Below are 26,653 nucleotides of genomic sequence, written 5' to 3' on the forward strand. Positions count from 1 at the left end.
CACCGGGGTACGACAAGTCGGGCCCGCGGGCACAGTGACTCCCGTCCCAGAAGCGGAGGGGCGGGCCGTGGGCTCCTAGTCTGGAGGCCGGAACTGACAGGCCGTCGAAGGCGACCGCGATCAGCTGGACGAATGATAGGAGGGTTCACATGGACGTCGACCGTGGCTTTCCCATCGACGAACCGCCCGAAGCCGACGCCGCCGAGCAACAGCGACCCGCCGACGGCGACGACCAGGCCGGCTTGGACACCGAATACCTCGCCGCCGCGGACCGCGAGGCCAACGAGGCCGACGTGATGGAACAGGCCTACATCGTCGACGTCGACGACGAGTGGGACGACCGCTGACCGCCGATCTGCACGTGCACCGCTACGGTCCGCCGGGGCCGGCACAAGTCCTGGCGATTCACGGGTTGACCGGCCACGGACAGCGCTGGCAACACACGGCCGGGTATCTGCCCGAGATCGCCTTCGCCGCACCGGATCTGCTCGGCCATGGCCGGTCGTCGTGGGCGGCGCCGTGGACGCTGGACGCCAACGTCACGGCGCTGGCCACGTTGCTCGACTCGCAAGCCGGTGGGCCGGTGCTGGTGGTCGGCCATTCGTTCGGCGGCGCGGTCGCGATGCATCTCGCCGCGGCGCGCCCGGACCTGGTGGGGGCGATACTGCTGCTCGACCCGGCGGTTGCCCTCGACGGCGGGTGGATGCGCGAGATCGCCGATGCGATGTTCGCCTCACCCGACTACCCCGACGTCGAGGAGGCGCGGATGGAGAAGGCGTCGGGGTCATGGTCGGACGTCGACCCCGCGTTGCTGGACGCCGAAATCGACGAGCATCTGATCGGGCTCCCCAACGGGCGTTATGGCTGGCGGGTCGACATTCCGGCGATGATGTCGTACTGGAGCGAGCTGGCCCGCGACCTGGTGCTGCCGCCACCGGGGACGCCGACGACGCTGGTGCGGGCAAAACAGACCTCGCCGCCCTACGTCGGCGATCGCCTGGTCGCGGGACTGCAGGGGCGCCTCGGTGACGATTTCCGGCTCCTGGACTTCGACTGCAACCACATGGTGCCCTACGCCAGGCCCGACGACGTCGCCACCCTGATCCGCGAGCTCGTGACGGATCCGCAGGGCCGCTGACCATGGCGCCGATCACCGACGAACAGGTCGAGAGCGTGCGCGCTCTGGTCGCCGCGATCCCGCCGGGCAACGTCGTCACGTACGGCGATATCGCCGCTGTGGCAGGGCTTTCCAGTCCGCGCATCGTCGGATGGATCATGCGGACCGACTCCTCGGACCTGCCCTGGCACCGGGTGATCACCGCGAGCGGCCGGCCCGCGCGCCATCTGAGGGCCCGCCAGCTGGAACTGCTGCGCGCCGAGGGGGTGCTCGCCGTGGACGGCAAGGTCGCGCTCGGCGAATTCCGTTACGAATTCCCGCCCGGGCGCTAGAGCATCAGGCGGATCATGGCCGCGGTGCGGGCCAGGCCCGGGAAAGCCTCGGCGGTCGACCGCGGGTGCAGCGCATGCACGGCCAGACGAAAAATCAACGCCCGCAACAGCATCTGCGGCCATTCCGGCAGCGCGTTCCACCGCTCGATGAGACCGTCGTCGGCCTCACCCCAGGACAGCGCGTCGACGACGACGACACCGGCCGCCCACGATGCAGGGCGCCAGTACGGCGTGATGTCGGTGATCCCCGGCGCCGCGGTGCCCACGAACAGCACGGTGCCGTAGAGGTCGCCGTGCACGAGCTGGTTGGGGCTCTTGGTGGGTTTGCGCAGCATGGCGAGCTGGTTGATCAGCTCGACCGAGCGCTCGGCGTCGGCCGTGGGTGGGGCCGTGCGGGCGCCCGGCGGCACCGAGGCCAACGGTCGTTCCTCCCACGCGGCACGGTCGGCCGCGATGAAGATGTCGACGTCGCCCCACGGCGCGGTCGGCCCCTGGGTCAGAAACCGGGGGCGTTCCAGCTTGCCGGTCGCCTCGTGCAGGCGGACCGCCGCGGAGACGACTTCGTCATGCCTGGGCTCCGGCGTGCCGGCGACGAACGTGTCCGCGCGCCAGCCGGACACCACGTAGCGCCCGTCGGTCGAGCGCACCGGGCGCGCCAGCCGGATGCCGTCGACGAACAGCGTCTCGCGCACCCGGGCCGACCAGGCCGCGCGGGCGTGGTCGGGCACCAGGGACATGACGACCTCCCCGCATCGCCAGCCGCCTTCCCAGCTGGGCCCCAGGGACACCGGTTTGACGCCGGTCAGGCCGAACGCCGACAGCACATGATCCGGCGGTGGCTCGACATTCACACAGGTAGCCTAAACGAGCGGGCGGGACGGACTGGCTCAGTACATGACCATGTCGGGCTGTAGCTGCTCGGCCCACGCCATGATCCCGCCTTCCAAATGCACGGCGTCGGCGAACCCGGCCTTCCTGACCGTGGCCACCGCCTGCGCCGAACGCACGCCGGTCTTGCAGTACAGCACCGCCATCCGGTCCTGCGGCAGCATCGCCAGGCCCTCGCCCGAATTGATCGACGACTGCGGAACCAGCTGTGCGCCGTCGATGTGCACGATGTCCCACTCCGCCGGCTCGCGCACGTCGATCAGGGCCAGCTTCTCGCCTGAGTCCAGCAGCGCGCGCAATTCCCGCGGCGTGATCGCAGAGCCGGCGGGATCGTGCGCGGCTGACTCCAGCGCCGTGCCGCAGAACTGCTCGTAGTCGACCAGTTCGGTGATCTTCGGCGCGAGCGGATCCTTGCGGATGTTGATGGTGCGGTAGCTCATGGCCAGCGCGTCGTAGATCATCAGGCGGCCCAGCAGCGATTCGCCGATCCCGGTGATCAGCTTGATCGCCTCGGTGACCATCACCGAGGCAACGGAGGCGCAGATGACGCCCAGCACGCCGCCCTCGGCGCAGGACGGCACCGTGCCCTGCGGCGGTGGCTCCGGGTAGAGATCCCGGTAGTTCAGGCCGAGACCGCCCGGGGCGTCCTCCCAGAAAACCGACACCTGTCCCTCGAACCGGAAGATCGAGCCCCACACGTACGGCTTTCCCGTCAGAACCGCGGCGTCGTTCACCAAGTACCGGGTGGCGAAGTTGTCGGTGCCGTCCACGACCAGGTCGTACTGCCCGAACAGGTCGAGGGCGTTGCCGGCGTCCAGCCTGACCTCGTGCAGCCGCACCTGCACCAGCGGGTTGATCGCGGCGATCGACTCGCGGGCCGACTGCGCCTTGGACCGACCCACGTCGGCCACGCCGTGGATGATCTGGCGCTGCAAATTGGAATCCTCGACGACGTCGAAGTCGACGACGCCGAGGGTGCCCACCCCGGCGGCGGCCAGATAGAGCAACGTCGGCGCGCCCAGACCGCCCGCACCGATCACCAGCACCCGGGCGTTCTTGAGCCGCTTCTGCCCGTCGACGCCCAGGTCCGGGATGATCAGATGGCGGCTGTAGCGGGCCACCTCGTCGCGGGTCAGTTCGCGAGCGGGCCGAACCAGCGGCGGCAACGACGTCGACACCGAACTTCTCCTTGATCAGCTTCGCGTTCCCGGTAATCCGAGGCTACCCGGACCGTCCCGGGGGAAGTGTGTCGCGGCGGAGCCGGGCGACGCGGGTCGCCGTAGCTTCTAGGCGATCGGATACGGCCAGGGGTTGAACCGGCAGGTCTTCCCGTCCGCCTTGACGACATCGGAGTCGAATTTTGCGGCGTCGTCGTTGGACGTGGAGAACGTCTGCTGCATCATCACCGGCGCGAGGCCGCCCTGCTGCTGGCAGGCCTCGTGGTGCACGTAGCCGATGGCGTGGCCGACTTCGTGGTTGATCACGTACTGCCGGTAGGACCCCACGTCCCCCTCGAACGGGACGGCCCCGCGCACCCAGCGCGCCTCGTTGATCATGACCCGCGCCTGCCGGTCGGCACCGTAGGACGGGTTGTAGCACGACGTCTCCAACCGGAATTCGTAGCCGCAGCCCTCGCGCACGGTCACCGGCGACACCAGCGAGATCCGGAAGTCCGGGGTGCCCCCGTTGGTCCCGTCGATCCGGATGAACGCGAACTGCGGGTTGTGCGTCCAGCCCTTCGGGTTGGCCAGCGTCTGGTCCACCATCTCGGCGAACGCGGTGTCGCCCCCGAACATCGTGGGGTCCAGGCCGTTCTCCACCTCCACGGTGTAGCGGAACACCTTCGCGGTGCCCTGCCCGATCTGCGGCGTGGTGCCGGGCACCACCTGCCACGTCTTGTCGCCGGCCTCGGTGTACGGGCCGCCGTCGGGCAACGTCCCGGCCGGGATGTTGGCGTCGAAGGCGGCCAGTCCCTTGGGCGGGGCGTCCATGATGGCAGTGCCCACCGCGCCGATGGCCGGCGGACCCTGGATGGACTGCCTCGCAGTGGGTTTCGGCGCGCCCGTGCCCGTCACCGTCTGATAGATCACCACCGCGGTCAGCACCGCCAGCGCGGGCAGCGCGTACGCGCGCCAGCCGTAGGTGGAGACGAATCGGCCCAGCCATGTCTGCTTGCGCCACTGGCGCGGCCGCTCCCGGTCGGCCCGGGCCCGGCCGCCGTCCCGGGCGATCGGGTCGCGCAGGGCCCGCAGCGGCTCGCGCCACTCGTCGCGCAGCACCGGAACTCGGCCGCTGCCGCGGCTGGGCCGCTGGTAGGTCATTTCCCCAGGATGGCACAGCAGGCACCCCACGAACCGGAATGCCGCCTTTGGCGCGCCCGCATGCGCGCGCCCGAAACCGTCACTGCCAGCGGATACGCCATCGATGCCGATCACGAAGTCCGCACGGGTAGTAAGGTCTTTGCAACGAGCGCGGCCGGCGCGGGGTCTGTCCGACGGCCGGCTACCGGACAAGTCAGATGAGGACTCGATGAGCGAACTCGCCAGGGAGACGGCACGCCGTGTCACGCCGGCCGATCGCGGTCGTCCGGCCGACGGTCTGGCGGCGGCGAGCCGGCGTGGCAACCGGTTGCCGCGCGATGAGCGCCGCGGCCAGTTGTTGAGCGTGGCAAGTGATGTCTTCGTCGACCGCGGCTACCACGCAGCCGGCATGGACGAGATCGCCGATCGCGCGGGTGTCAGCAAACCCGTTCTCTATCAACACTTTACGAGCAAGCTCGAGCTGTATCTGGCCGTGCTTGCCCGGCACGTGGAAAACCTGGTCTCGGGCGTGCAGCAGGCGCTGCGCACCACGACCGACAACCGACGCCGGCTGCACGCCGCAGTGCAGGCCTTCTTCGACTTCATCGAGCACGACAGCCAGGGCTACCGGCTCATCTTCGAAAACGACTACGTGACCGAGCCCGAGGTCGCCGCGCAGGTCCGGGTCGCCACCGAATCCTGCATCGACGCGGTGTTCGCGCTGATCAGCGCCGACTCCGGCCTGGACCCCCACCGCGCCCGGATGATCGCGGTGGGACTGGTCGGCATCAGCGTCGACTGCGCCCGGTACTGGCTCGATTCGGACCGGCCGATCTCCAAGGCGGACGCCGTCGAGGGCACGGTCCACTTCGCGTGGGGCGGCCTGTCACACGTGCCGCTTACTCGCTCTTAGCGCCCTTACCCGCGAGCCCCGCGACTTCTGCGCCGATCCCGAAGCCGACCCGTCGGGCGTCGGCGACTCCGATCTCGACGTAGGAGATCTTGGCGGTGTGCACCAGGAAGCGGCGACCGCGCTCGTCGCTCAGCCTCAACAGAGCCGAGCCCTCGCTCAGTGCGGCGCTGACCAGTTCCTCGACTTCGGCCGGCGTCTGCGCGCTGGAAAGCACCAGCTCGCGCGGACTGTCGGAGATACCGATCTTGACCTCCACGGTCACCCCTTTTCGTTGGCATCAAGTCGCAGACCTGTCAGCAGCAGGCTAATCGACGTGGCGGACGAGCCCGGACGCAGAGTGCCCGCCCCGGTGCACCTCACAGTTCGCCGTGAGCGAAACGACGCTAACCGATCGGTAACGATTCGCTTCCAACCGGGCTGACACCCGCGCGCTCCCCGCCCCCACGTGCTTTCACATCCGTACCGTCGGCCCCATGGGTACCACACTGTCGCAGCGCGCCGGCGTACGTGAGTCCCGCGGGGACTTCGAGCACCTCGACGAGGACGACTGGGATACCGACGACACCGACGTCTACCCCGACGACGACTACACCTGGACGGGCTGGCCGGTCGAATTCCGCTGGCGCTCAGTCACTGCCGTACTCGGCGTCGTGGTCGCCGTCGGCGCCATCGCGACCGCGGTCATCATCAACAGCGGCGACAGCGCGTCGACCAAGGCGACCGTGGGCCCCTCGGCCCCCCGCCCGCTGACCTCCGCGCCCGCGGCGCCGAAGACGACGGCGGCCAGCGCGGCGCCCAGCGTCGCACCCAGCCAGGCGCCGAGCGTCTCCGCCGCCCCGCAGTTGCCGGCCGAGACGTTCACCACGGTGACCACGCCCAGCGCGCCGCCCGCCTACGGGCCCGGTTACTCGCCGGGAGCGCCGACCGTCGCGGCGCCGCCCTCGGTCGCCCCGCCGCTGGCCACGCTGAATCCGCGCACGGTCGTCTACACCGTGACCGGCACCAAGCAGCTGCTCGACCTGGTCAACGTGGTGTACACGGACGCGCGGGGCTACCCCCAGACCGAGTTCAACGTCTCTCTGCCCTGGTCGAGGGCGGTCGTGCTGAATCCGGGCGTCCAGACCCAGTCGGTGGTGGCCACGAGCTTCCTCGGGCGACTGGACTGCTCGATCGTCAACGCCGCCGGCGAGACGGTGGTGGCCTCGACCGCCAACTCCAACCTGGCGACCTGCACGAAGTAGGCGCAGGTCAGCTCAGGCCGAGCTCGCGCATCCGCCGGTCGTGGGTGTGCTGCAGACGGTCGAAGAAGGCGTTGAGCTGGCCCAGACCGCCGGCGCCCGACATCACCAGGTCGACCAGCTCGTCGTGGTCGGCCAGCAGGTACTGCGCCTGGGTGATCGCCTCGCCGAACAGGCGGCGCGACCACAGCGCCAGCCGGCTGCGCTGCTTGCCGCTGGACGTCACCGCCTTGCGCACCTCGGCGACGACGAACTGCGAGTGCCCGGTTTCCGAGAGGGCGGCCCGCACGACGTCGGCGACCTCGTCGGGCAGGCCGTCGGCGATCTCCAGGTACAGGTCCGCGGCCAGGGCGTCGCCGACGTAAGTCTTCACCAAGGCTTCCAACCACGTACTCGGCATCGTCAGCCGGTGGTAGTTCTCCAGCGCGGAAACGTACTTCGCCATCGCGGTCACCACGTCGACGCCGCGGCGGTCCAGTGCGTCGCGGAGCACTTCGTAGTGCTGCATCTCGGCGGCCGCCATGCTCGCCATCGAGATACGGCCGCGCAGGTCCGGGGCCATCTTGGCCTCGTCCGTGAGCCGGTAGAACGCCGCGATCTCGCCGTAGGCCAGGACCGCGAACAACTCGTTGACACCTGGATGATCGGCCGTGAGACGGGGGGCCCTCAGGTCGGTGGCATCGTCCGCCTGGTCGGCGGAAGCGGGCTCGCAGGAGGGCCGGGTCATGGCAACACTCTAGTCGGCGGAGTTGGCGCGACATGGGTGCCAGCTGTCGACCAGCTATCATGGGGACAGGTTTTGGCTGTAGTCCTACCGCCACTACCGGCGAAATGTGCGTGCACGTGCTGGCCCGCCTGGATGATCCCAATGAGAACGAGGGGCCGGCGACTCGGCGACGTGATCGGAGTCGGAACTCGTGCGCGCGTGACCGCGACATGAGAACACCGACACCAATCGAAAACGTCACCGAAAGGCTTCCCCCAACGTATGACCGCACCGACGAGCACAACTGAACTGACCTTTGCCCAACTCGGCGTCCGCGACGAGATCGTGCGCGCACTGGCGGAGAAGGGCATCGAGCGCCCCTTCGCCATCCAGGAACTGACCATGCCGCTGGCGCTCGCCGGCGACGACGTGATCGGCCAGGCTCGCACCGGCATGGGCAAGACCCTGGCCTTCGGCGTGCCGCTGCTGAACCGCATCACCTCCGGCGTGGGCGTGCGCGCGCTCACCGGCGCCCCCCGCGCCCTGGTCGTGGTGCCCACCCGTGAGCTGTGCATGCAGGTCACCGACGACCTGGCCGCCGCGGCCAAGTACCTGACCGCCGACGGCGGGCGCCGACTGTCCGTGGTCTCCATCTACGGAGGACGGGCCTACGAGCCGCAGATCGACGCGCTGCGTACCGGCGCCGACGTCGTGGTGGGCACCCCCGGCCGGCTGCTGGATCTGGCCCAGCAGGGCCACCTGCAGTTGGGCGGGCTGTCCATGCTGGTGCTCGACGAGGCAGACGAGATGCTCGACCTGGGCTTCCTGCCCGACATCGAGCGCATCCTGCGGCAGATACCCGAGGACCGCCAGTCCATGCTGTTCTCGGCGACCATGCCGGGCCCCATCATCACGCTGGCCCGCACCTTCATGAATCAGCCCACGCACATCCGGGCCGAGGCGCCCCATTCGGCCGCCACGCACGACACCACCGAGCAGTTCGTCTACCGCGCGCACGCCCTGGACAAGGTGGAGTTGGTGAGCCGGGTGCTGCAGGCGGAGAGCCGCGGGGCGACGATGATCTTCACCCGCACCAAGCGCACCGCGCAGAAGGTCGCCGACGAGCTGGCCGAGCGCGGCTTCAAGGTCGGCGCCGTGCACGGCGACCTGGGCCAGATCGCCCGGGAGAAGGCGCTCAAGGCGTTCCGCACCGGCGACATCGACGTGCTCGTCGCGACCGACGTGGCCGCCCGCGGCATCGACATCGACGACGTCACGCACGTCATCAACTACCAGATCCCCGAGGACGAGCAGGCCTACGTGCACCGGATCGGGCGTACCGGCCGCGCCGGCAAGACCGGCGTCGCCGTCACGCTGGTGGACTGGGACGAGCTGCCCCGGTGGTCGATGATCGACAAGGCGCTGGGCCTGGACACTCCCGATCCGGCCGAGACCTACTCCAGCTCGCCGCACCTCTACGCCGAGTTGGGCATCCCCGCCGAGGCGAGCAGCACGGTCGGGACCCCGCGTAAATCGCCGGTCAAGCGGCGCGACGCCGGGTCGCCGGAAACCCCGGGCAGCCCCGCCCGGTCCCGTTCGACCTCCCGGAACCGCCGCCGCACCCGGGGTGGCCAGGCCGTCACCGGACACCCGGGCGGCAGCGCGCCCGCCACGGCCGAAACCAACGGGGACGCGCCGTCGGGCGCCCAGTCCGACAACCCTGGCCGGCGGCGGCGCCGGCGGCGCAAGCCCGCCCAATCGTCGGCCGCCGCCCCTGCCAACTAGGGCCAACCAGGCCCGCAGGCCCGCAGCATGGTCAAACCCGAGCGCCGGACCAAGGGCGACATCCTCGCCGCCGCGGCGATCGCGATCACCGTGGCCGCGGTCGCCTCGCTGATCTGGTGGACGAGCGACGCCCGCGCCACCATCAGCAGGCCTGCCGCCGTCCCGGCGCCCAACCCCACCCCCGCCCGCGAGGTCCCGGCAGCCCTCAAACAGCTGTGGACCGCCAGCAGCCCCGCCACCACCGCACCCGTGGTGGTGGGCGGCCTGGTCGCCACCGGCGGTGGCCGCCGGGTCGACGGGCGCGACCCCGGCACCGGCCAGTCGCGCTGGAGCTACTCACGGGACACCGACCTGTGCGGGGTCTCGTGGCTGTACCGCTACGCCGTCGCCGTCTACCGGGACGACCGCGGCTGCGGGCAGGTGAGCACGATCGAGGGGGCCACGGGCCGCCGCGGGCCGGCGCGCAGCGGCTACGCCGACCCGCGCGTGCGCCTCTCGTCGGACGGCACGACGGTGCTGTCCGTCGGCGACACCCGGCTCGAGCTCTGGCGGTCTGACATGGTTCGGATGCTGGCGTACGGCGAGACCGACGCCCGGGTCAAACCGTCGGCGCGCGGGCTGCACTCCGGGTGCCGTCTGCTCTCGGCCGCGGCGAGTTCGTCGGCCGTCTCGGTGCTGGAGAGCTGCGCGGACCAGGCCGACGTGCGGCTGGTGCTGTTGCGGCCCGGCAAGGAGGACGACGAACCGGAGCAGCGCGCCCTCGCCGAACCGGGCATCCGGCCCGACTCGGGCGCCCGGGTGCTGACGGTCTTTGCCAACAACACCGCGGTCTACCTCCCGACCCCGCAGCCCCGGGTCGAGGTGGTCGACGAGACCGGCGCCACCGTGTCGAGCACGCTGCTGCCCAAGCCGCCGTCGAAGTCGGCGGCGGTGTCGCAGGCGGGCAACGTCGTCACCTGGTGGACCGGCGACTCCGTGATGGTCTTCGACGCCGCCAACCTGACGCCGCGCTACACGATCGCCGCGGGAGGCAGCACGGCGCCGCTGGGCCCGGGCACCATGATGGCCGGCCGGCTGCTGGTGCCGGTCACCGGGGCGATCGGCGTGTACGACCCGGTCAGCGGCGCCAACGAACGCTACATACCCGTGAATCGGGCGCCGACCAGTGCTGCCGTGGTGCCCACCGTGTCGGGATCGAAGGTCTTCGAGCAGCGGGGTGACACCGTCGTTGCGCTGGGCTGATGCCGCGCAGTGGGCGCGAAACTCGAGCTACACCTCCACGGCGGCGACCCGCTGCGCCCGGCTCCGCCGCGCTGGCGATCGCCGCTACACCTCCACGGCGGCGACCCGCTGCGCCCGGCTCCGCCGCGCTGGCGATCGCCGCTACACCTCCACGGCGGCGACCCGCTGCGCCCGGCTCCGCCGCGCTGGCGATCGCCGCTACACCTCCACGGCGGCGACCCGCTGCGCCCGGCTCCACCGCGCTGGCGATCGCCGCTACACCTCCACGGCGAAGGTGGGCAGCGGCTTGCCCGTCTTCCAGTGCTTGAGCAGCGCCCGGGCCAACTCGGTGTAGGCCGACGCCCCCTTGTTCTTGCGTCCCGACATGACCGAGGCACCCGAGGCGCTGGCCTCGGCGAACCGCACCGTGCGCGGGATCGGCGGGGCGAGCACCGGCAGGTTGTAACGGTCGGCGACGTCGAGCAGCACGTCGCGGGTGTGGGTCGTCCGCGAGTCGTACAGGGTCGGAAGGGCGCCGAGCAGCCGCAGCTCCGGGTTGGTGATCTGCTGGACGTCGGCGACGGTGCGCAGGAACTGGCCGACGCCGCGGTGCGCCAGCGTCTCGCACTGCAGCGGAACGATGACCTCGTCGGCGGCGGTCAGCCCGTTGAGGGTGAGCACGCCCAGCGAGGGCGGGCAGTCGATGACGACGACGTCGAACCGGTCGGCCAGCTTGGCCAGCGCCCGCTTGAGCGCGTATTCGCGGCCGGCGCGCATCAGCAGCATCGCCTCGGCCCCGGCGAGGTCGATATTGGCCGGCAGCAGCGTCATGCCCTCCATCGTCTCGACCAGAGCGGCGTCGGGCTCGACATCGCCGAGCAGCACCTCGTGCACGGAGAGCGGAAGTTTGTCGGGATCCTGGCCGAGCGAGAAGGTCAGGCACCCCTGCGGATCAAGGTCGACGAGCAGGACTCGCTGCCGCTGGTCGACCATCGCCGCGCCCAGCGAGGCAACCGTGGTCGTCTTGGCCACGCCGCCCTTTTGGTTGGCCACCGCCAATATCCGAGTCTTACTCACACTGCCATCCTGGCACGTCCGTCTGTGATGCGCTTCGACCAACAGGCAGAGTCGGGCGTCCGGCAGAATCAGTCGATATGGGCTTGCACAACCACCGACTTGTACTGCTACGCCACGGCGAGACGGCGTGGTCGAAGTCCGGCCAGCACACCGGCCGCACCGACATCGAACTGACCGACACGGGCCGCCTCCAGGCTGAGCTGGCCGGCCGCGTCCTGCGCGAACTCAACCTCTCCGACCCGCTGGTGATCAGCAGCCCGCGCATTCGCGCGTTGACCACCGCGAAGTTGGCCGGGCTCAGCGTCGACGACGTGACCCCCCTGCTGTCGGAATGGGATTATGGCTCCTACGAAGGGCTGACGACCGAGCAGATCCACGAATCGGTGCCCGACTGGCTGATCTGGACGCACGGCTGCCCGGGCGGTGAGAGTGTGGCGCAGGTCAGCGACCGCGCCGACCGGGCCGTCGCGCTGGCGCTGGAACACATGACCTCTCGCGACGTGATTTTCGTGGGCCACAGCCACTTCTCCCGCTCGATCATCACACGGTGGGTCGAGCTTCCGCTGGTCGAGGGCAGCCGCTTCTGGATGCTCGCCGGCTCGATCGCGGTGTGCGGGTTCGAGCACGGCGTGCGGCAGCTGGCCGCGCTCGGGCTGACCGGCCTACCGCAGGCGATCGCGCCCGGGTGAGCGGCACCGAAGGCGAACCGCCGTTCGCGCTGTGCGGGCCGTCGAACACGGTCGTCGCTGGTGGGGTGCGACGGCGCTACCACAACGTCCGTGCTGCGCAGGCGGCCCTGCGGGCCGGCACGGTTCCGATTGTGTTGGGCGCGTTGCCTTTCGACGTCAACGATCCGGCGGCCCTGCTGGCGCCGGAGACAGTGCGCACCACCGACGGCCCGCCAGGGTGGCCGACGGGCCCGCTGCCGCCCGTGCGCGTGGCCGCCGCCCTCCCGGCGCCGGCCGAGTATCGCGCCCGCATCAGCCGGGCACGCGACGAACTCACCGCGCCGGACGCCTCGCTGCACAAGGTGGTGCTCGCCCGCGCGCTGCGTCTGGTCGCCGACGCGCCCCTGGACGCGCGCGTCATCCTGCGCCGGCTGGTCGCCGCGGACCCGGCCGCCTACGGCTACCTCGTGGACCTGACCGCAGCCGGGGGCGACTACGCGGGCGCCGCCCTGGTGGGCGCCAGCCCCGAGCTGCTGGTCGCCCGCTCCGGCGACCGGGTGGTGTGCAAGCCATTCGCCGGTTCGGCCCCGCGCGCCGGCGACCCCGAAGCCGACGCCGCCAACGGCGCGGCGCTGGCCGCATCGGCCAAGGACCGTCACGAGCACCAGTTGGTGATCGAGGCCATGCGGGTCGCCCTCGAGCCGCTGTGCGACGGGCTGGAGATTGCCGCCGAACCGCAGCTGAGCCGCACCGCGGCGGTCTGGCACCTGTCCACCCCGATCAGCGGCCGCCTGCGCGACACCTCCACCGACGCAATCGATCTCGCGCTGGCGCTGCACCCCACCCCGGCGGTCGGCGGCGTGCCGACCAAGGCCGCGACGGAGCTGATCGCCGAGCTGGAAGGCGACCGCGGCTTCTACGCCGGCGCCGTGGGATGGTGCGACGCCCGCGGCGACGGCCACTGGGTGGTCTCGATCCGGTGCGCGCAGCTGTCGGCGGACCGGCGCACCGCGCTGGCGCGCGCCGGCGGCGGCATTGTCGCCGAATCCGACCCCGATGACGAATTGGCGGAGACCACAACCAAATTCGCGACGATCCTGCGCGCACTGGACGTCGGGCGATGAGCGGCGACATTCGTCGCGCCCGGCGGGGGGATGCCGCCGACATCACCGACATGATCCATGCGCTCGCCGACTTCGAGCACGCCGCCGAGCAGTGCACGGTCAACGAAAAGCAAATCGCCGCAGCACTTTTCGGCGCTCCACCGACCTTGTACGGGCACGTGGCGGAGGTCGGCGGCAAGATCGCGGCCACGGCGCTGTGGTTCCCCAACTTCTCCACCTGGGACGGTGTCGCGGGGATCTACCTCGAAGACCTCTACGTGCGGCCGGGGTTTCGCCGCCGCGGCCTGGCCCGCGCACTGCTGGCGGCGCTGGCGGCCGAATGCGTCGCCGGCGGTTACACGCGACTGTCGTGGGCGGTGCTCAACTGGAACACCGACGCCATCGCGCTCTACGACGGGGTCGGCGGCCAACCGCAGCGCGAATGGACCACCTATCGGCTGTCCGGCCGGCGCCTGGCCGAGCTGGCGGGACCCGCCTGACCGCCGCCCGCGGCCCACCGAACGGCCGCGGGGCTGAACAACAGCACCAGCACGGTCAGCGCCAGCACACCCAGGGGAAGCCCGAAAGCGGCGCGGTGCGAACTCACCGCGAGGTACCAGGCGACCGGCAGCAGCAGCAGCTCGGTGACCACCGCCAGCCCGCGGCCCCACCGCTTCCCGAAGGTCAGCGCGCGCCCGGCGGCCAGCACCACGGCGCCGACCAGCACGAACCAGACCGCGGTGCCCAGGCCGTTGACGACGCGCTGGTCGGCCCCCGCGGCGCCCCGAACCACCAGCACCACGGCCATCGCCAGCGCCGCCAGCCCCTGCACCGCGACGATGACACCTGCGGCGCGTACCACGGCCGGGACCACATCATCTGCGTTGCCAGGCAGGAACTTCACCAGCGTCAGCGTAGTCAGCCCCGCGGGCCGTCCCCCGCGACCCGGTGTTCCCCACAGCAGGCCCTTAGCGGCCCCGCATAAGCTCGTGCATCATGCGCGCCGTGCTGATCGTGAACCCCACCGCGACCTCGACAACCCCGGCCGGCCGCGACCTGCTGGCGCACGCGCTAAAAAGCCGGCTGCAGCTCACGGTCGAACACACCCGGCACCGCGGTCACGGCGCCGAGCTGGCACACAAAGCCGCCGCAGACGGCGTCGACCTGGTAGTGGTCCACGGCGGCGACGGGACGGTCAGTGGGGTGGTCAACGGCCTGCTGGGGCAGCCCGGATCCCTACCGACCGGTCCGGTGCCGGCCGTGGCGGTGGTGCCCGGCGGCTCGGCCAACGTGCTGGCGCGATCCCTGGGAATATCACGGGACCCCGTCGCGGCCACCAACCAGCTCATCCAGCTGCTCGACGACTACCGCCGCCACCGCACCTGGCGGCGCATCGGGCTGATCGACTGCGGCGAGCGGTGGGCCGTGTTCAACACCGGCATGGGCGTGGACGCCGAGGTGGTGGCAGCCGTCGAGGCCGAACGCGACAAGGGCGGCAAGGTCACGGCTTGGCGCTACATCCGGGCCGCGGTGCCCGCGGTGTGGGGTTACACCCGGCGCGAGCCGATGCTCAAACTGGAACTGCCCGGCCGGGAAGCGATCAGCGGGGTGAGCTTCGTCTTCGTGTCGAATTCCAGTCCGTGGACCTTCGCAAACGAGCGTCCGGTGTGGACCAATCCCGGCTGCAGCTTCGAGTCCGGACTGGGGGTCTTCGCGCCGACCAGCATGAAGCCCATCCCCACCCTGCGGATCGTGCGCCAGATGTTCGCCAAACGGCCGACGTTCGACTTCAAGCACCTGATCACCGAGGACGACGTGCCCTCTCTACAGGTAACCTCGACCGGGGTTCCGGTCGCCTGCCAGTTCGACGGCGATTACCTCGGTCTGCGGGAGACAATGACGTTCAGGGCCGTCCCGAACGCGCTGGCCGTGGTGGCCCCGCCCCACAAGGATCCGACCTGACCTGCGCAAACAGTGCCACCAGCGGCCGCCCGGCGGAAAAAATTCCGCCAGAGTAGCCGATCAGTGTAGTACAACGGAGTAATGGCGCGGTTTCAGCACGGTCAAAGTGAGATAGCCCACGAGCGAACGCACGCTATTGACATCTGTTGAGCCTGTGAAACGATCGAAAGGTTGCATGCAGAAATTTACGTAGGGGCGCGGAACCTTTTCTTGTGCACGCGGTAACAGCCTAAGAAAAAGGCCGTGCGCCTTGCTGCGCACTCAGTGAGGAGTATCAAGGTATGGATTGGCGCCACAAGGCGGTCTGTCGCGACGAGGACCCGGAGCTGTTCTTCCCGGTAGGGAACAGCGGCCCGGCGCTCGCACAGATCGCTGACGCAAAACTGGTCTGCAATCGGTGCCCGGTCACCACGGAGTGCCTCGGCTGGGCTTTGAACACCGGCCAGGACTCGGGGGTTTGGGGCGGCATGAGCGAGGACGAGCGACGCGCACTCAAGCGTCGCAATGCGCGGACGAAGGCCCGTAGCGGAGTCTGACCCAGTTGCATACAGTGCGGCCTCGACGAATTCGTCGGGGCCGCACTGTTGTGCGGGGCCCCGGCCGCGCCGGTCGCCTCACAGCTGCAGCCGGGCCCGCCGCCCGATCGGCACCCGGAGCACCACATCGGTACCACCGCCCGCGCCCTGCCGCATGCCCAACGTGCCGTCGAGTTCCGCGGACACCAACGTCCGCACGATCTGCAGGCCCAGGCTGTCGGAGTGTTCGAGGCTGAATCCCTGCGGCAACCCGCGCCCGTCGTCGTGCACGACGACGTCGAGCCAGCGGGCCGAGCGTTCGGCGCGGATGGTCACCGACCCTTCTTGCGCGGCCGGATCGAAGGCGTGCTCGATCGCGTTTTGCACGAGCTCGGTGATCACCATGATCAGGGCGGTCGCGCGGTCGGAATCCAGAACGCCGAGGTCGCCGACCCGGTTGATCCGGATGGGCCGGTCCACCGACGCCACGTCGTTCATGATCGGGAGGATCCGGTCGATCACCTCGTCGAGGTTCACCTGCTCGTCGACCGACATCGACAGCGCGTCGTGCACCAGCGCGATCGACGACACCCGCCGCACCGACTCGATCAGCGCCTCGCGGCCCTCGGCGTTGACCGTCCGGCGGGCCTGCAGGCGCAGCAGCGCCGCGACGGTCTGCAGGTTGTTCTTCACCCGGTGGTGGATCTCACGGATCGTGGCGTCCTTCGAGATGAGGGCCCGGTCGCGGCGCTTCACCTCGGTGACGTCGCGGATCAGCACGGCGGCGCCCGCGCTGGCGCCCTTGACCACCAACGGCAGCGTGCGCAACAGCACCGTTGCTCCCCCGGCGTCGACCTCCATCCGCATGCTCTTCCCGCCGGCGACCAGGTCCTCCACATGCTCGGCCACCTCCTGCGCCTCGAACGGGTCCGAGATGAGGGGCCGGGTGGCGTCGACGAGGTGGTGGCCCTCCAATTCGCTGGTCAGGCCCATCCGGTGATACGCCGACAACGCGTTGGGGCTCGCGTAGGCGACGACGCCGTCGACGTCCAGGCGGATGAAGCCGTCGCCCACCCGCGGCGTCGAGCGCGACATGGCCACGTCCCGCACGTCGGGGAAGGTGCCCTCGGAGAGCATGTGCACCAGGTTCATGGCGCATTCCCGGTAGGCCGTCTCCAGGTGGCCGGACAAGTCGTCGGGCGACGGCGCTGTCTGGTGCCGGGTGAGCACGGCCACCACCTGGCCGCCGTACCGCACCGGGGAGGCCTCGACCTGCGTGCCGGGCAGTAACCACGAATGTTGTTGGCTCAGTTCGTTCTCGCCCCGGGCGGCGCCGGATGCGAAGGTCTCGGCGACCAGCGGCAAGCGTTCGTCGGGGATGGCGGTGGCCACGGCGTCGGTCTGCAGCACCGTGGGCGCGGTCGTCGGCCGGCATTGCGCCACGCAGACCAGCACGCCGTCGTCGCGGCGCACCCACATCAAGTAGTCGGCGAACGACAAGTCGGCCAGCAGCTGCCACTCCCCGACCACCGCGTGCAGATGGTCGACGGCGTTACCGGGCAGCATGGTGTGCTCGGCAAGCAGATCACCGAGAGTGGACATCACTGACCCCCGAGTCGTTCCCGGGCGCTGGGCACAACCGGCGCAACGGCTAGCTGATCACGGCGATCAGGTCGCCCGCCTGGATGACATCGCCGACCGCAACGCTGACCTTGCTTACGGTGCCGGCGGTTTCGGCCAGGACCGGAATCTCCATCTTCATCGACTCCAGCAGCACCACGGTGTGACCCTTGCCGATCTCGTCACCCTCGCTGACACAGACTTCGAGCACGCTGGCCACGATCTCGGCGCGCACATCCTCGGCCATACTCACTCCGCTCGTTTCGGCCATTCGCGCAGGCAAGCTGCTGGTCCCGCAAGCCCGCATCAGGCTCAGGTGTATATCGAACCATAGGACCGGTCGGGACCGCGGCGCGCAGGGCCTCTGATGAGCCGGCGCCGCGCCGTGAGAGACTGACGGTAAGCCGACGGGCGCGGGGCGCTCGATCTGACGTCAATCACGGAGGTTTCGACGATGGCCAAGCGTGGCCGTAAGAAGCGCGACCGCAAGCACAGCAAAGCCAATCACGGCAAGCGGCCCAACGCCTGACGGGAGCGGTTATTCCGCTCCCCGGATGATGGTGGTCCGGCGGATCTCCAGCCGGAGGCGCTCGCGCAGCGACTCCGGGGCCCTCTCGCCCCGGCACTTGGTCGCGATCAGCGACTTGATCCGCTCCTCGATGCCGTAGTGCTTGAAACACCCGGGGCATGCTTCGAGGTGCTGGCGCAGGCGCTCGCGTGCCTCTGGCGTGCACTCACCGTCGAGCAGGGTCCATACCTCGGCGATCACCTCGGCGCAGCCGATGTCGCCGTGAGCATGGTCGTTGGGGCACAGCTCGCGCGGGTCCGACAGCTCGCTCATGACGACACCTCCTCGTGCGCCTGCCGGCCGCGGTTGAAGCCACGCTCCTTGGCCACGTCGGCCAGGAGTTCCCGCAGCTGACGTCTGCCGCGGTGCAGCCGCGACATTACCGTTCCGATGGGCGTATCCATGATCTCGGCGATCTCTTTGTACGGAAAACCTTCGACGTCGGCGTAGTAGACGGCCATCCGGAAATCCTCCGGCAACGCCTGCAGCGCTTCCTTGATCTCCGAGTCCGGCAGCCCTTCGAGGGCCTCGACCTCGGCCGAGCGCAGCCCCGTCGACGAATGCTCGGCGTTGGAAGCCAGCTGCCAGTCGGTGATCTCCTCGGTGGGATACTCCGCCGGCTGGCGCTGCCTCTTGCGGTAGCTGTTGATGTAGGTGTTGGTCAGGATCCGGTACAGCCACGCCTTGAGGTTGGTACCGGCCCGAAACGATCGGAACCCCGCGTAGGCCTTGACCATCGTCTCCTGCAGGAGGTCTTCGGCGTCGGCGGGATTGCGCGTCATCCGCAGCGCACCGCCGTAGAGCTGGTCCAACAGGGGAATCGCGTCGCGCTCGAAGCGCGCCGTCAGTTCCTCGTCGGTCTCCTCGTGGGGGGCGGCCGCGGTCAGGTCCGCGCCGTCTCGGCCATCGTCAGAGTCGGCCATATCGATCAACCCGGTCCCTTCTGCTGCGGTGTTGCCGGAGAGCACCGATAGCGCCGCCGGGCTCGCGATGAGGCGAACCAACTGCTCGGCGCCTGCTGGACTGTCCAACAGGCTCGTCGCCGTCGACACCAGACTGCTCCTTCCCAATCTAGAGGCTGCCCCCGACAGTGTCTGCCCGGGCCGCCGCCGCATCCGCATCGGAAACCGAATAAATCACATAAACCAACAGTGCTCCCGGCCGCGGTATTTCCCGAGCAAACTCGGGCCGTGAACTCGCCCGGAAGGGCTGGCGTTAGTGTGACGCCATGTCCTTATCAGGCAAGACCATGTTCATCTCCGGCGCCAGTCGTGGGATCGGCCTCGCGATCGCCAAACGCGCCGCCCGGGACGGCGCCAACATCGCCCTGATCGCCAAGACCGCCGAGCCGCATCCGAAGCTGCCGGGCACCGTGTTCACCGCCGCCAAGGAGCTCGAGGAGGCCGGCGGACAGGCGCTGCCGATCGTCGGCGACGTCCGCGATCCCGATTCCGTCGAATCCGCGGTGGCCAAGACCGTCGAGCAGTTCGGCGGCATCGACATCTGCGTGAACAACGCCTCGGCGATCAACCTCGGATCCATCACCGAGGTGTCGATGAAGCGCTTCGACCTGATGAACGGCATCCAGGTGCGCGGCACCTACGCGGTCTCGCGGGCGTGCATCCCGCACCTGAAGGGCCGGGAGAACCCGCACATTCTGACGCTGTCACCGCCGGTGCTGCTGGGCAGCGAGTGGCTCAAGCCGACCGCCTACATGATGGCGAAGTTCGGGATGACGCTGTGCGCCCTGGGGATCGCCGAAGAGATGCGCGAGGAGGGGATCGCGTCGAACACGTTGTGGCCGCGCACGCTGGTGGCCACCGCCGCCGTGCAGAACCTGCTTGGCGGTGAAGAGGCGATGAGCCGGGCGCGCAAGCCCGAGGTGTACTCCGACGCGGCCTACGTCATCCTCAACAAGCCGTCGAAGGAGTACACCGGCAACATGCTGCTGTGCGAGGACGTGCTGGTCGAGTCCGGCGTCAAGGATCTCTCGGTCTACGACTGCGTTCCCGGTTCGCAACTGGGCGTGGACTTCTGGGTCGACGGTGTCAACCCGCCGGGATACGTCCAGCCGTAAGGGGAGCGAGGTGACCGGCGCGGCGACGCCGGCGCTTGCCGCCCTCGTCGCGGCCGGCGTGCCGCACGAGATCCTCAGGTACGACCATGACGCGGGGCGCCGCTCGTTCGGCGCCGAAGCGATCGACGAGCTGACGCGGGCGGGACGCATTGCGCCCGAACAGATCTTCAAAACCCTGGTGCTCGCGGTGCCCGGCGGCCTGGCTGTCGCGGTTGTGCAGGCGTCGGGCCGCCTTTCGCTGAAGGCGACCGCCGCGGCGCTGGGCGTGGCCAAGGCCGGCATGGCGGAGCCGGCCGCCGCCGAACGGGCGACGGGTTACGTGCTGGGCGCCGTGTCACCGTTCGGGCAGCGCAAGCCGCTGCCGACCGTTGTTGACGCGGAAGCCCTCTCGTGGAACCGCGTGTACTGCAGCGCCGGCCGGCGCGGCTGGGAGGTGGGGGTGTCGCCCAGAGATCTGGTCCGGATCACCGGCGCGGTGGCGGCGCAGATCCGCACCTGACCTCAAACGGCTCGTGAGCGTGTCGCTGATGATCAACCACGGCGGGGGACTCATCGGCGAGTATTCGTTTCAAACCCGCGGGTGCGGGATCGGCGCATCAGATCGATGGCGGCGAAACCCACCGAGCCGAACTGAGCCGGTGACTTTGCCTGCCGTCGCGTGGTTCAGGCGAACGCACTCTGCCCGGTGATGTGCCGGCCGACGATCAGGGACTGGATCTCGGCGGTTCCTTCATAGGTGACCAGGGCTTCCATGTCGCACAGGTGGCGCATGACATGAAAGTCGAGCAGGATCCCGTTGCCGCCTAACACGTCGCGGGCCAGTCGGCACACGTTGCGGCCCTTGACCGTGCAGTAGTACTTGGCGAGTGCGGCCATCGTTTCTTCTACCTTGCCCTCATCGATGAGCCGGGCCATTCGGATGGCGTAGAGCTGCATCGCGGTGAGGTCCCCGAGCATCTCTACCAGCATCGACTGAATGATCTGGGTCCTGGCGATCGGCCTGCCGAACTGCTTTCGTCGCAGGGCATAGTTCAGCGCGATGTCGTAGGCCACGACGGCGTGTCCGGCCGACGCCCACGCGACGGAATTGCGGGTGCCGGCGAGCACCTTGCCCACATCTTTGAAGCTGTTGCAGTTCTGCAGCCGGGCATCGTCGGAGACGCGGCAGTCGGTGAGGGTGATGTCGGCGTTCTGTACCATCCGCAGCGACATTTTGCCGCCGATCTTTGTCGCCGTGTATCCAGGGTTTTCCTTCTCCACGACGAACGCCTTGACTTGGTTGTCCGCGGTGTCGCGGGCGTATACGACGATGTAGTCGCACCACACGGCGTTGCCCGGCCAGCGCTTGCGGCCGTTGAGCACCCATTCATCGCCCTGCCGTTCCGCGGTGGCTGCGAGGATGACGGCGTCCGAACCGTGTTCGGGCTCGGTCAGGGCGAACGCGCCGATCTTTTCCAGGCGCGCCATCGCCGGTAGATAACATTGCCGCTGTTCCTGCGAGCCCAGGAGGTTGATCGACTGCATCGCCAATCCGAGGTGGACCGCGAAGAACGTGGCGATGCTCCCGTCGATGCGGGACAGTTCGTAGATGACAAGGCCGGCGGCGACCGCGCTCATCGGTGTGCACCCGCAGTCGCGGAGGTTGTAGTCGCCGACGATGTTCAGCGCTGCAAGCTTTGGGACCAGCCCGAACGGAAATTCGCCGCGTTCCCAGTAGTCGTTGACGACCGGGAGGACTTCGGCTTCGCCGAACGCCCGGACCTTGGCAATGATCTCGCTTTCCGATTCGGTCAGCTGCTCTTTCATGAGGAAGTAGTCGGTCCCCCGGGCAAGGCCCGATGTCATCGCCGAGAGCGGCGGTGGCAGGGTCGGCGTCCTTGGCGCCTCGTGTCTCAAACGAGCTGAGCGGTTTGGGTCTCGTTGTCATGGTTATGGCCGCTCGCCCGGTTGGTGCAGAAACGTTTCGATGACGGGCGCCAGCTCGCCCGCGTTGTGCACGAGATCGATGTGGCCGCCGCTGTGTTGGTGAAGTCGCGAATGGGGAAGCAACGCGTTCATGATGTGCGCGTTGACTATCGGAATGATCGGATCATCGGCGCCGGCCACGATGAGCGTCTCCTGCCGCACGGCAGGCAGCGCGAACAAGCTGGTCCACACCGAACCCGCGAGGAGCTGATGTAGGTAGCCCACCTTCGATCCCGCGTGTAACTGCTGCAGGAACAATCGCGCCACATCCTCCCCGTGAGCGCGGACAGTGCCGCCGTAAAGCTCACCGGCGATGGAGGCGGCGTAGTCCGGATCCGAAAACCTGCGCGGGGTAGCCATCTTCACCAGTACACGTGGATGAGCGGGCACCATCAACGCCCCGGTGCCCGTTGCCACCAGCATGAGGCGCCGACATCGGCGCGGATTTTGGAAGGCGAACTGCTGCGCAAGCGCCCCACCCCAGGACAGACCGAGCACATCCACCACGCCGATGCCGAGCCCGGACAGCACCCGGCCCAACACCCATGCAAGGTAGGGGAACCCGTAGGGCGCAGGGGATGTGGGCGATCCTCCGGTCCCCGGCACATCGAATCTCACCACCGTGGTGTCCGGATCGAGCTGCTCAACCAGCGGGTCCAGCACCTCCAGGCTTGCCCCGATGCCATTACACAACACCAGCGGCACACCGGTTCCCCCTCGCACGTTCACCCGGATCCGCTGCCCGCCGGTGGCGACGTAGCACTCTTCGCCGAACAGACTTACCGGTAGGGCACGAAGACGTTGCCGCTCCCTGGTCGGTCGACGCTTGCCGGCGGCCCGTGACTTGTGCTGCGTCATAGCGAAATCCTGCGCACGGTGCTGGGTACCTCGTCGGTTTCGCGGCCGGCATCTTGACCCAGGGCTGTCGCGATCTGATCCTCGTTCTCGTCGAGAAGTCGCTCGATTCGTCCAAGTTGGTGCAGTCGCCAATTGACCGCCCGGGTGCGTCCGCTTGCGAACGCGCCACGGACAGTGGCTAGTCGGCCGGTGAGCTCGGACAGTGCGATGACCGTATGGGCGGTCATCTTGTCACTTTTCCATCACGTAGCCGCCAGGCGCTGGACCCAGTGGCGGAAGTTCCTCGCCACCAAGCGCTTTCGGCGCGTCAACCTCCGATCCGCTGCGCTCAGCGAGCCAGCTGACGTAATCCGGCCACCAGGAGTCCACATGCTTTTCAGCGGACTCGAGCCACTGCTGGGGATCCTCGACGTCGACTGGGCCGGTGCGGAACGACGCCTTGGGGTTGCCTGGCGGATTGACCAACGCCGCGATGTGACCGCTGGTTGACAGCACGAATCGGTTGTCCTTGCTGCCGAGCAGCCGCGCGCTGCGGTAGGTGGCCTGCCATGGACAGATGTGGTCGGCGACGCCGCCGACAATATAGGCGTCCGAAGTGATCTTGGAGAGGTCGACCGGGCTGCCCAGCATGCTGACCCCGCCGGGAGTCACCAGCGCATTGTTCAGACCCATCAGCACCAGGTCGCGGTGTAGCGCGGCGGCCATCCGGGTCGTGTCGGCGTTCCAGAACAACACGTCGAACGCCGCCGGCTTGCGGCCCTGCACGTAGTTGTTCACCACATACCGCCAGACCAGGTCGGTGGGACGCAGCCAGGCGAACATCTCGGCCATGTCCCGTCCATCCAGAAAACCCTTCCTGGCCGATACTCGTATCGCCGCCTGCGCAGCGCGGTCGCTCATCGCGGCTGCCGCAAAGCCCGCCCGGGTCTCATCCAGTACGGTGACCGCCAAGTTGAGGCCCGCGATCCGGTCGCCCTCCCCGATCTCGGCGAGGTGAGCCGCCGTCATCGCTGCGAGAATTCCGCCCGAGCAGGTGGCCAACAGGTGGGTACTGCCGGCCCCGGTAATTTTCTCCGCCGCGTCCATCGCCTCCACGATCGCCGCCCCGTAGGTGTCGAAGCCCCAATCTCGATGGCGTGCTTGCGGATTGCGCCACGAAATCACGAAGACCTGCTGGCCCTGCTGGACGAAGTACTCGATCATGCTGCGCCCCGGCGCGATATCCATCACGTAGTACTTGTTGATCACCGGCGGCACCATGAGCAACGGAATCGTGCGCACCGTGGGCGTCTGCGGGGCGTATTGAATCAGCTCGAACACCGAGGTTTGCACTACGACAGCTCCTTTGGTGACAGCCAGGTTCTCCCCCACCGCATAGGCGTCGGGCTCGACCATCGCCGGCACTCGAGGCTTCGAAAGCATGTCTCGGGCAAAGGCTCTCGCGCCGCGTACCGCGCTCAGGCCGCCGGTATCGATCAACGCCTTCCAGCCCAGCGGACTGATCAGCGGGTTGTTGCTGGGCGCGAGGCCCTCCACAAAGTTGTCGATGACGAACTGCATCTTCTCTCTATCGCGCCAATCCAGCTCGGCGTCGGCCAGCAACCCCTCGGCGGTCTCTGAACCCGCCAAATATGCCTGCATGATCCGGTGCAGCAGCGGATTCTGTTCCCATGCGGGGTCGGCGAACCGTTTGTCGGCACGTGCCGGAGCGCGGTGCGACTTGCCCGTCGCGATACTGGCGAACTCACGGGCCAGCGCGCCAACGCGATCAGCCACCGCGCCGGGCTGCTGGGCGAGGCTACCCGCGAAGCGGGCCCAGGTGGCGTTAGGCATCATCCGGCCGACGAATGGCTTCGTGGCGCTGGTGAGAAGCAGATCCAGCGGCGCAGCCAGCTCGTCGACTTTGGTGGTGGGATCTTTGGGAGTTGGCATAACTATTGTGTGCCTTCCGGTACAATGATGTCGCGTTTCTGGACCTTTCCGGTGGGGCCCTTGGGTAGCTCGTCGACGAGCCAAACCTTGCGCGGATACTTGTAAGCGGCCACCCGGGCCTTGACGTAGTCACGCAACTCATCGGGCGTGGCCGCAGCGTCTTTTTTGAGGGCGACGGCCGCGCCGACCTCCTCACCCAGCGAGTCGTGCGGGACCCCGATGACCGCGGCTTCGGCCACCGCGGGATGCTCGTAGAGCACTTCCTCGATCTCGCGGGGGTAGACGTTGTAGCCGCCCCGGATGATCATGTCCTTGGTCCGGTCGACGATGTAGAAGTACCCGTCCTCGTCGATGCGTCCGACGTCGCCGGTCGCCAGCCAACCATCCGGCGTGATGGTTGCCTTTGTCGCGTCGGGAAGGTTCCAGTAGCCCTTCATCACGTTGTGCCCGCGGATCTGGATCTCGCCGGTGTTGCCCTGCGGCACCTCAAGCCCGTCCAGGTCAACAACCCGCATCTGCACACCTTCGATCGGGGTCCCGATCGAGCCCACCCTGCGCTCCCGGTGCGGATGGTTGAACGCGGCCGCAGGTGAGCTCTCGGAGAGCCCATAGCCCTCCAAAACGGTACAGCCAAAGGCCTTTTCGAAATCGCTGAGAACCTGCACGGGCATCGCGGCACCACCCGAGACGCAGACCCGCAACGTGCGCGTCGCCTTCGCCGCGGCCTGGTCGGCCACGCTGAGCAGCGCCGAGTACATCGTCGGCACCCCCTCGAACACGGTGACGGCGTCGCGCTCGATCACCTCGAGAGCCTTGCGCGGATCGAACCGCGAAATGAGCGTCAACGTCGAACCCGCGAGGACCGCCCCGTTGAGCCCGCAGGTCAAGCCGAACACGTGGAACAACGGCAAGCAGCCCATCACCACATCGTCGGGCCCCGTTTCGACGAGGGTGCGGACACTGACCTCCGCGTTGCGGCCCAGATTGCCGTGGGTGAGCATGGCGCCCTTGGGCCTGCCGGTGGTGCCGGAGGTGTGCAGGATCACCGCGACGTCGTCGTGGCCACGTTCCACAGGTGCGTCTTGGGGCGGCAGGTCGGCGATCAGCTCCATCAGGCCGGCGTCATCGACAATCCAGAACTCCGAACCCGTTTCCTGGGCGCCGGCGCTGGCCTCGCCGGCGAAGCCGGGTGTGCCGAACAACGCCTTTGCGCCGCTGTTGGACAGGTAATAGGACACCTCACGCGCCTTGAGCAAGGGATTCATCGGAACCCCGACCGCACCGCGATAGATGATCCCGTAGAACACGATGGCGAATGCGGGTGTGTTGGGGAGCATCACGCCGACCCGATCCCCCGGTTCGATTCCGGCCTGCTCGAGCAGCGTCGCCACCCGGGACGCTGCAGCGTGGAACTCAGCGAAGGTGAATTGGAGGTCGTCGCACCGCAGCGCGACGCGGTCAGGGTCGCGCTGCATGGATGCGACGAGATTGGCGCTCAGGCCGGTCATGTTCTGCCTCTGTGGATCTAATGGTGTGCCCGCTTCCAGGGCTGTCCCGAGGAACACAATCGTCCTCTCGGCGACATCACGCGACAATGTCGGCGGGCACAACGACCCGGCCGCCTCGGTGTGATGGCGCACAGCTGATTGCCGATCGCCGTTGACGTGCGGCCATGGCGTGCTTGTTCGATACGGAGGTCCTGTTGGCGAGCGGTCCGGAATTCGCAGTCGTCTTCTGCGGCGTCTTGCACGCCGGTGCCGTTGTGGTGCCGATGAATCCGCCGCACAACTCCCGCGAAGTCGCGTTTC

General features: G+C 68.6%; 31 protein-coding genes. 15 read left to right on the forward strand and 16 right to left on the reverse strand.

The genetic code is table 11. The features are described 5' to 3' along the window. The first annotated feature begins 149 nt into the window (after nucleotides 1-149). Genes G6N48_RS13620 through G6N48_RS13630 form a run of 3 tightly spaced genes read left to right on the forward strand, consistent with a single transcriptional unit; the run spans nucleotide 150 to nucleotide 1,449 of the window. Entirely contained in the window at nucleotides 150-347 is a 198-nt protein-coding gene (locus G6N48_RS13620; RefSeq protein ID WP_085267694.1) for a hypothetical protein, read from the forward strand. Next, entirely contained in the window at nucleotides 344-1,138 is a 795-nt protein-coding gene (locus G6N48_RS13625; RefSeq protein WP_085268030.1) for an alpha/beta fold hydrolase, read from the forward strand. The genes G6N48_RS13620 and G6N48_RS13625 overlap by 4 nt, the downstream gene beginning before the upstream one ends. Nucleotides 1,139-1,140: 2 nt before the next feature. Further along, a complete protein-coding gene (locus G6N48_RS13630) occupies nucleotides 1,141-1,449 on the forward strand; it encodes an MGMT family protein (RefSeq protein ID WP_085267693.1) in 309 nt (102 codons plus the stop codon). Here G6N48_RS13630 and G6N48_RS13635 read toward each other — a convergent pair. The 3 genes from G6N48_RS13635 to G6N48_RS13645 form a co-directional block, all read right to left on the reverse strand. Beyond that, nucleotides 1,446-2,300 (reverse strand): TIGR02569 family protein, encoded by an 855-nt coding sequence (locus G6N48_RS13635; RefSeq protein WP_085267692.1) that lies wholly within the window; start codon nucleotides 2,298-2,300, stop codon nucleotides 1,446-1,448. The two genes, G6N48_RS13630 and G6N48_RS13635, sit on opposite strands and share 4 nt — an antisense overlap. A gap of 36 nt (nucleotides 2,301-2,336) precedes the next feature. Continuing rightward, nucleotides 2,337-3,515, reverse strand: a complete 1,179-nt coding sequence (moeZ, locus tag G6N48_RS13640; protein ID WP_085267691.1) for an adenylyltransferase/sulfurtransferase MoeZ — start codon at nucleotides 3,513-3,515, stop codon at nucleotides 2,337-2,339. 108 nt (nucleotides 3,516-3,623) lie between these two features. Continuing rightward, nucleotides 3,624-4,658 (reverse strand): DUF3152 domain-containing protein, encoded by a 1,035-nt coding sequence (locus tag G6N48_RS13645; RefSeq protein ID WP_085267690.1) that lies wholly within the window; start codon nucleotides 4,656-4,658, stop codon nucleotides 3,624-3,626. Between the two features lie 208 nt (nucleotides 4,659-4,866). Here G6N48_RS13645 and G6N48_RS13650 point away from each other — a divergent pair, with 208 nt between their 5' ends. Further along, nucleotides 4,867-5,550 (forward strand): TetR/AcrR family transcriptional regulator, encoded by a 684-nt coding sequence (locus G6N48_RS13650; protein WP_085267689.1) that lies wholly within the window; start codon nucleotides 4,867-4,869, stop codon nucleotides 5,548-5,550. Here the strand turns inward: G6N48_RS13650 and G6N48_RS13655 are convergent. Next, on the reverse strand, nucleotides 5,537-5,806 hold the full coding sequence (locus G6N48_RS13655; RefSeq protein WP_085268029.1) for a DUF3107 domain-containing protein: 270 nt from the start codon (nucleotides 5,804-5,806) through the stop codon (nucleotides 5,537-5,539). The genes G6N48_RS13650 and G6N48_RS13655 overlap by 14 nt on opposite strands. A gap of 217 nt (nucleotides 5,807-6,023) precedes the next feature. Between G6N48_RS13655 and G6N48_RS13660 the strand changes: the two genes are divergently transcribed. After that, nucleotides 6,024-6,791, forward strand: a complete 768-nt coding sequence (locus G6N48_RS13660; protein ID WP_085267688.1) for an MmpS family transport accessory protein — start codon at nucleotides 6,024-6,026, stop codon at nucleotides 6,789-6,791. Nucleotides 6,792-6,798: 7 nt separating this feature from the next. On the opposite strand, the gene G6N48_RS13665 is transcribed toward G6N48_RS13660, so the two are convergent. After that, nucleotides 6,799-7,515, reverse strand: coding sequence for a ferritin-like fold-containing protein (locus G6N48_RS13665; RefSeq protein ID WP_085267687.1), 717 nt, complete (start codon nucleotides 7,513-7,515; stop codon nucleotides 6,799-6,801). Between the two features lie 261 nt (nucleotides 7,516-7,776). Here G6N48_RS13665 and G6N48_RS13670 point away from each other — a divergent pair, with 261 nt between their 5' ends. Both G6N48_RS13670 and G6N48_RS13675 read left to right on the forward strand, forming a co-directional pair. Beyond that, a complete protein-coding gene (locus G6N48_RS13670) occupies nucleotides 7,777-9,279 on the forward strand; it encodes a DEAD/DEAH box helicase (protein WP_085267686.1) in 1,503 nt (500 codons plus the stop codon). 27 nt (nucleotides 9,280-9,306) lie between these two features. After that, entirely contained in the window at nucleotides 9,307-10,521 is a 1,215-nt protein-coding gene (locus tag G6N48_RS13675) for an Rv3212 family protein (RefSeq protein ID WP_085267685.1), read from the forward strand. Nucleotides 10,522-10,776: 255 nt separating this feature from the next. Here the strand turns inward: G6N48_RS13675 and G6N48_RS13685 are convergent, their stop codons facing one another. Next, nucleotides 10,777-11,577, reverse strand: coding sequence for a ParA family protein (locus G6N48_RS13685; protein WP_085267684.1), 801 nt, complete (start codon nucleotides 11,575-11,577; stop codon nucleotides 10,777-10,779). 77 nt (nucleotides 11,578-11,654) lie between these two features. On the opposite strand from G6N48_RS13685, the gene G6N48_RS13690 reads away from it, so the two are divergent. The 3 genes from G6N48_RS13690 to G6N48_RS13700 are packed head-to-tail and all read left to right on the forward strand — an operon-like array spanning nucleotide 11,655 to nucleotide 13,848. Next, nucleotides 11,655-12,266: an acid phosphatase gene (locus G6N48_RS13690; RefSeq protein ID WP_085267683.1), complete on the forward strand. Its 612-nt coding sequence runs from the start codon at nucleotides 11,655-11,657 to the stop codon at nucleotides 12,264-12,266. Continuing rightward, nucleotides 12,263-13,369 (forward strand): isochorismate synthase, encoded by a 1,107-nt coding sequence (locus tag G6N48_RS13695; RefSeq protein WP_085267682.1) that lies wholly within the window; start codon nucleotides 12,263-12,265, stop codon nucleotides 13,367-13,369. The genes G6N48_RS13690 and G6N48_RS13695 overlap by 4 nt, the downstream gene beginning before the upstream one ends. After that, a complete protein-coding gene (locus G6N48_RS13700; RefSeq protein ID WP_085267681.1) occupies nucleotides 13,366-13,848 on the forward strand; it encodes a GNAT family N-acetyltransferase in 483 nt (160 codons plus the stop codon). The genes G6N48_RS13695 and G6N48_RS13700 overlap by 4 nt, the downstream gene beginning before the upstream one ends. On the opposite strand, the gene G6N48_RS13705 is transcribed toward G6N48_RS13700, so the two are convergent. Beyond that, complete coding sequence (locus G6N48_RS13705) at nucleotides 13,800-14,243, reverse strand: hypothetical protein (protein WP_276080677.1); 444 nt, start codon at nucleotides 14,241-14,243, stop codon at nucleotides 13,800-13,802. The genes G6N48_RS13700 and G6N48_RS13705 overlap by 49 nt on opposite strands. A gap of 101 nt (nucleotides 14,244-14,344) precedes the next feature. Between G6N48_RS13705 and G6N48_RS13710 the strand changes: the two genes are divergently transcribed. Further along, complete coding sequence (locus tag G6N48_RS13710; protein ID WP_085267680.1) at nucleotides 14,345-15,310, forward strand: diacylglycerol/lipid kinase family protein; 966 nt, start codon at nucleotides 14,345-14,347, stop codon at nucleotides 15,308-15,310. A gap of 281 nt (nucleotides 15,311-15,591) precedes the next feature. Continuing rightward, complete coding sequence (gene whiB1 / locus G6N48_RS13715) at nucleotides 15,592-15,846, forward strand: transcriptional regulator WhiB1 (RefSeq protein WP_003874607.1); 255 nt, start codon at nucleotides 15,592-15,594, stop codon at nucleotides 15,844-15,846. Nucleotides 15,847-15,924: 78 nt separating this feature from the next. On the opposite strand, the gene G6N48_RS13720 is transcribed toward whiB1, so the two are convergent. Continuing rightward, nucleotides 15,925-17,427: a sensor histidine kinase gene (locus G6N48_RS13720; RefSeq protein ID WP_085267679.1), complete on the reverse strand. Its 1,503-nt coding sequence runs from the start codon at nucleotides 17,425-17,427 to the stop codon at nucleotides 15,925-15,927. 49 nt (nucleotides 17,428-17,476) lie between these two features. After that, on the reverse strand, nucleotides 17,477-17,692 hold the full coding sequence (locus tag G6N48_RS13725) for a biotin/lipoyl-binding carrier protein (protein WP_085267678.1): 216 nt from the start codon (nucleotides 17,690-17,692) through the stop codon (nucleotides 17,477-17,479). A gap of 207 nt (nucleotides 17,693-17,899) precedes the next feature. Here G6N48_RS13725 and G6N48_RS28940 point away from each other — a divergent pair, with 207 nt between their 5' ends. Beyond that, nucleotides 17,900-17,974, forward strand: coding sequence for a 50S ribosomal protein bL37 (locus G6N48_RS28940; protein ID WP_011728008.1), 75 nt, complete (start codon nucleotides 17,900-17,902; stop codon nucleotides 17,972-17,974). A 9-nt stretch (nucleotides 17,975-17,983) separates the two neighbouring features. Here the strand turns inward: G6N48_RS28940 and rsrA are convergent, their stop codons facing one another. Continuing rightward, on the reverse strand, nucleotides 17,984-18,286 hold the full coding sequence (gene rsrA / locus G6N48_RS13730; RefSeq protein WP_085267677.1) for a mycothiol system anti-sigma-R factor: 303 nt from the start codon (nucleotides 18,284-18,286) through the stop codon (nucleotides 17,984-17,986). Next, the gene (locus G6N48_RS13735; protein WP_163670963.1) at nucleotides 18,283-18,936 is read right to left on the reverse strand and encodes a sigma-70 family RNA polymerase sigma factor; all 654 of its coding nucleotides are present in this window, start codon (nucleotides 18,934-18,936) and stop codon (nucleotides 18,283-18,285) included. The genes rsrA and G6N48_RS13735 overlap by 4 nt, the downstream gene beginning before the upstream one ends. Nucleotides 18,937-19,241: 305 nt before the next feature. On the opposite strand from G6N48_RS13735, the gene G6N48_RS13740 reads away from it, so the two are divergent. Beyond that, entirely contained in the window at nucleotides 19,242-20,090 is an 849-nt protein-coding gene (locus G6N48_RS13740) for an SDR family oxidoreductase (protein ID WP_085267676.1), read from the forward strand. 10 nt (nucleotides 20,091-20,100) lie between these two features. After that, nucleotides 20,101-20,589, forward strand: a complete 489-nt coding sequence (locus G6N48_RS13745; protein ID WP_085267675.1) for an aminoacyl-tRNA deacylase — start codon at nucleotides 20,101-20,103, stop codon at nucleotides 20,587-20,589. A 164-nt stretch (nucleotides 20,590-20,753) separates the two neighbouring features. Here G6N48_RS13745 and G6N48_RS13750 read toward each other — a convergent pair whose 3' ends face one another. The 5 genes from G6N48_RS13750 to G6N48_RS13770 form a co-directional block, all read right to left on the reverse strand. Next, complete coding sequence (locus G6N48_RS13750) at nucleotides 20,754-21,935, reverse strand: acyl-CoA dehydrogenase family protein (protein ID WP_085267674.1); 1,182 nt, start codon at nucleotides 21,933-21,935, stop codon at nucleotides 20,754-20,756. Between the two features lie 84 nt (nucleotides 21,936-22,019). After that, the gene (phaZ, locus tag G6N48_RS13755) at nucleotides 22,020-22,913 is read right to left on the reverse strand and encodes a poly(3-hydroxyalkanoate) depolymerase (protein WP_085267673.1); all 894 of its coding nucleotides are present in this window, start codon (nucleotides 22,911-22,913) and stop codon (nucleotides 22,020-22,022) included. Next, a complete protein-coding gene (locus tag G6N48_RS13760; RefSeq protein ID WP_163670834.1) occupies nucleotides 22,910-23,140 on the reverse strand; it encodes a hypothetical protein in 231 nt (76 codons plus the stop codon). The genes phaZ and G6N48_RS13760 overlap by 4 nt, the downstream gene beginning before the upstream one ends. Nucleotides 23,141-23,144: 4 nt before the next feature. After that, nucleotides 23,145-24,845 (reverse strand): PHA/PHB synthase family protein, encoded by a 1,701-nt coding sequence (locus tag G6N48_RS13765; protein ID WP_085267672.1) that lies wholly within the window; start codon nucleotides 24,843-24,845, stop codon nucleotides 23,145-23,147. 2 nt (nucleotides 24,846-24,847) lie between these two features. Beyond that, nucleotides 24,848-26,353 (reverse strand): long-chain-fatty-acid--CoA ligase, encoded by a 1,506-nt coding sequence (locus tag G6N48_RS13770; RefSeq protein WP_085267671.1) that lies wholly within the window; start codon nucleotides 26,351-26,353, stop codon nucleotides 24,848-24,850. Between the last annotated feature and the right edge of the window lie 300 nt (nucleotides 26,354-26,653).

Source organism: Mycobacterium parmense (assembly GCF_010730575.1).
GTDB classification, from domain to species: Bacteria; Actinomycetota; Actinomycetes; order Mycobacteriales; family Mycobacteriaceae; genus Mycobacterium; species Mycobacterium parmense.

What these genes read in the sequence shown, in the direction of transcription:
- G6N48_RS13765 (WP_085267672.1), bottom strand. Translation starts at nt 24,845, where the DNA reads ATGCCAACTCCCAAAGATCCCACCACCAAAGTCGACGAGCTGGCTGCG.
- G6N48_RS13665 (WP_085267687.1), bottom strand. Translation starts at nt 7,515, where the DNA reads ATGACCCGGCCCTCCTGCGAGCCCGCTTCCGCCGACCAGGCGGACGAT.
- G6N48_RS13750 (WP_085267674.1), bottom strand. Translation starts at nt 21,935, where the DNA reads ATGACATCGGGCCTTGCCCGGGGGACCGACTACTTCCTCATGAAAGAG.
- G6N48_RS13690 (WP_085267683.1), top strand. Translation starts at nt 11,655, where the DNA reads ATGGGCTTGCACAACCACCGACTTGTACTGCTACGCCACGGCGAGACG.
- G6N48_RS13720 (WP_085267679.1), bottom strand. Translation starts at nt 17,427, where the DNA reads ATGTCCACTCTCGGTGATCTGCTTGCCGAGCACACCATGCTGCCCGGT.
- rsrA (WP_085267677.1), bottom strand. Translation starts at nt 18,286, where the DNA reads ATGAGCGAGCTGTCGGACCCGCGCGAGCTGTGCCCCAACGACCATGCT.
- G6N48_RS13700 (WP_085267681.1), top strand. Translation starts at nt 13,366, where the DNA reads ATGAGCGGCGACATTCGTCGCGCCCGGCGGGGGGATGCCGCCGACATC.
- G6N48_RS13725 (WP_085267678.1), bottom strand. Translation starts at nt 17,692, where the DNA reads ATGGCCGAGGATGTGCGCGCCGAGATCGTGGCCAGCGTGCTCGAAGTC.
- G6N48_RS13770 (WP_085267671.1), bottom strand. Translation starts at nt 26,353, where the DNA reads ATGACCGGCCTGAGCGCCAATCTCGTCGCATCCATGCAGCGCGACCCT.
- G6N48_RS13735 (WP_163670963.1), bottom strand. Translation starts at nt 18,936, where the DNA reads ATGGCCGACTCTGACGATGGCCGAGACGGCGCGGACCTGACCGCGGCC.
- G6N48_RS13650 (WP_085267689.1), top strand. Translation starts at nt 4,867, where the DNA reads ATGAGCGAACTCGCCAGGGAGACGGCACGCCGTGTCACGCCGGCCGAT.
- phaZ (WP_085267673.1), bottom strand. Translation starts at nt 22,913, where the DNA reads ATGACGCAGCACAAGTCACGGGCCGCCGGCAAGCGTCGACCGACCAGG.
- G6N48_RS13620 (WP_085267694.1), top strand. Translation starts at nt 150, where the DNA reads ATGGACGTCGACCGTGGCTTTCCCATCGACGAACCGCCCGAAGCCGAC.
- G6N48_RS13675 (WP_085267685.1), top strand. Translation starts at nt 9,307, where the DNA reads ATGGTCAAACCCGAGCGCCGGACCAAGGGCGACATCCTCGCCGCCGCG.
- G6N48_RS13660 (WP_085267688.1), top strand. Translation starts at nt 6,024, where the DNA reads ATGGGTACCACACTGTCGCAGCGCGCCGGCGTACGTGAGTCCCGCGGG.
- whiB1 (WP_003874607.1), top strand. Translation starts at nt 15,592, where the DNA reads ATGGATTGGCGCCACAAGGCGGTCTGTCGCGACGAGGACCCGGAGCTG.
- G6N48_RS13710 (WP_085267680.1), top strand. Translation starts at nt 14,345, where the DNA reads ATGCGCGCCGTGCTGATCGTGAACCCCACCGCGACCTCGACAACCCCG.
- G6N48_RS13645 (WP_085267690.1), bottom strand. Translation starts at nt 4,658, where the DNA reads ATGACCTACCAGCGGCCCAGCCGCGGCAGCGGCCGAGTTCCGGTGCTG.
- G6N48_RS13760 (WP_163670834.1), bottom strand. Translation starts at nt 23,140, where the DNA reads ATGACCGCCCATACGGTCATCGCACTGTCCGAGCTCACCGGCCGACTA.
- G6N48_RS13630 (WP_085267693.1), top strand. Translation starts at nt 1,141, where the DNA reads ATGGCGCCGATCACCGACGAACAGGTCGAGAGCGTGCGCGCTCTGGTC.
- G6N48_RS13740 (WP_085267676.1), top strand. Translation starts at nt 19,242, where the DNA reads ATGTCCTTATCAGGCAAGACCATGTTCATCTCCGGCGCCAGTCGTGGG.
- G6N48_RS13670 (WP_085267686.1), top strand. Translation starts at nt 7,777, where the DNA reads ATGACCGCACCGACGAGCACAACTGAACTGACCTTTGCCCAACTCGGC.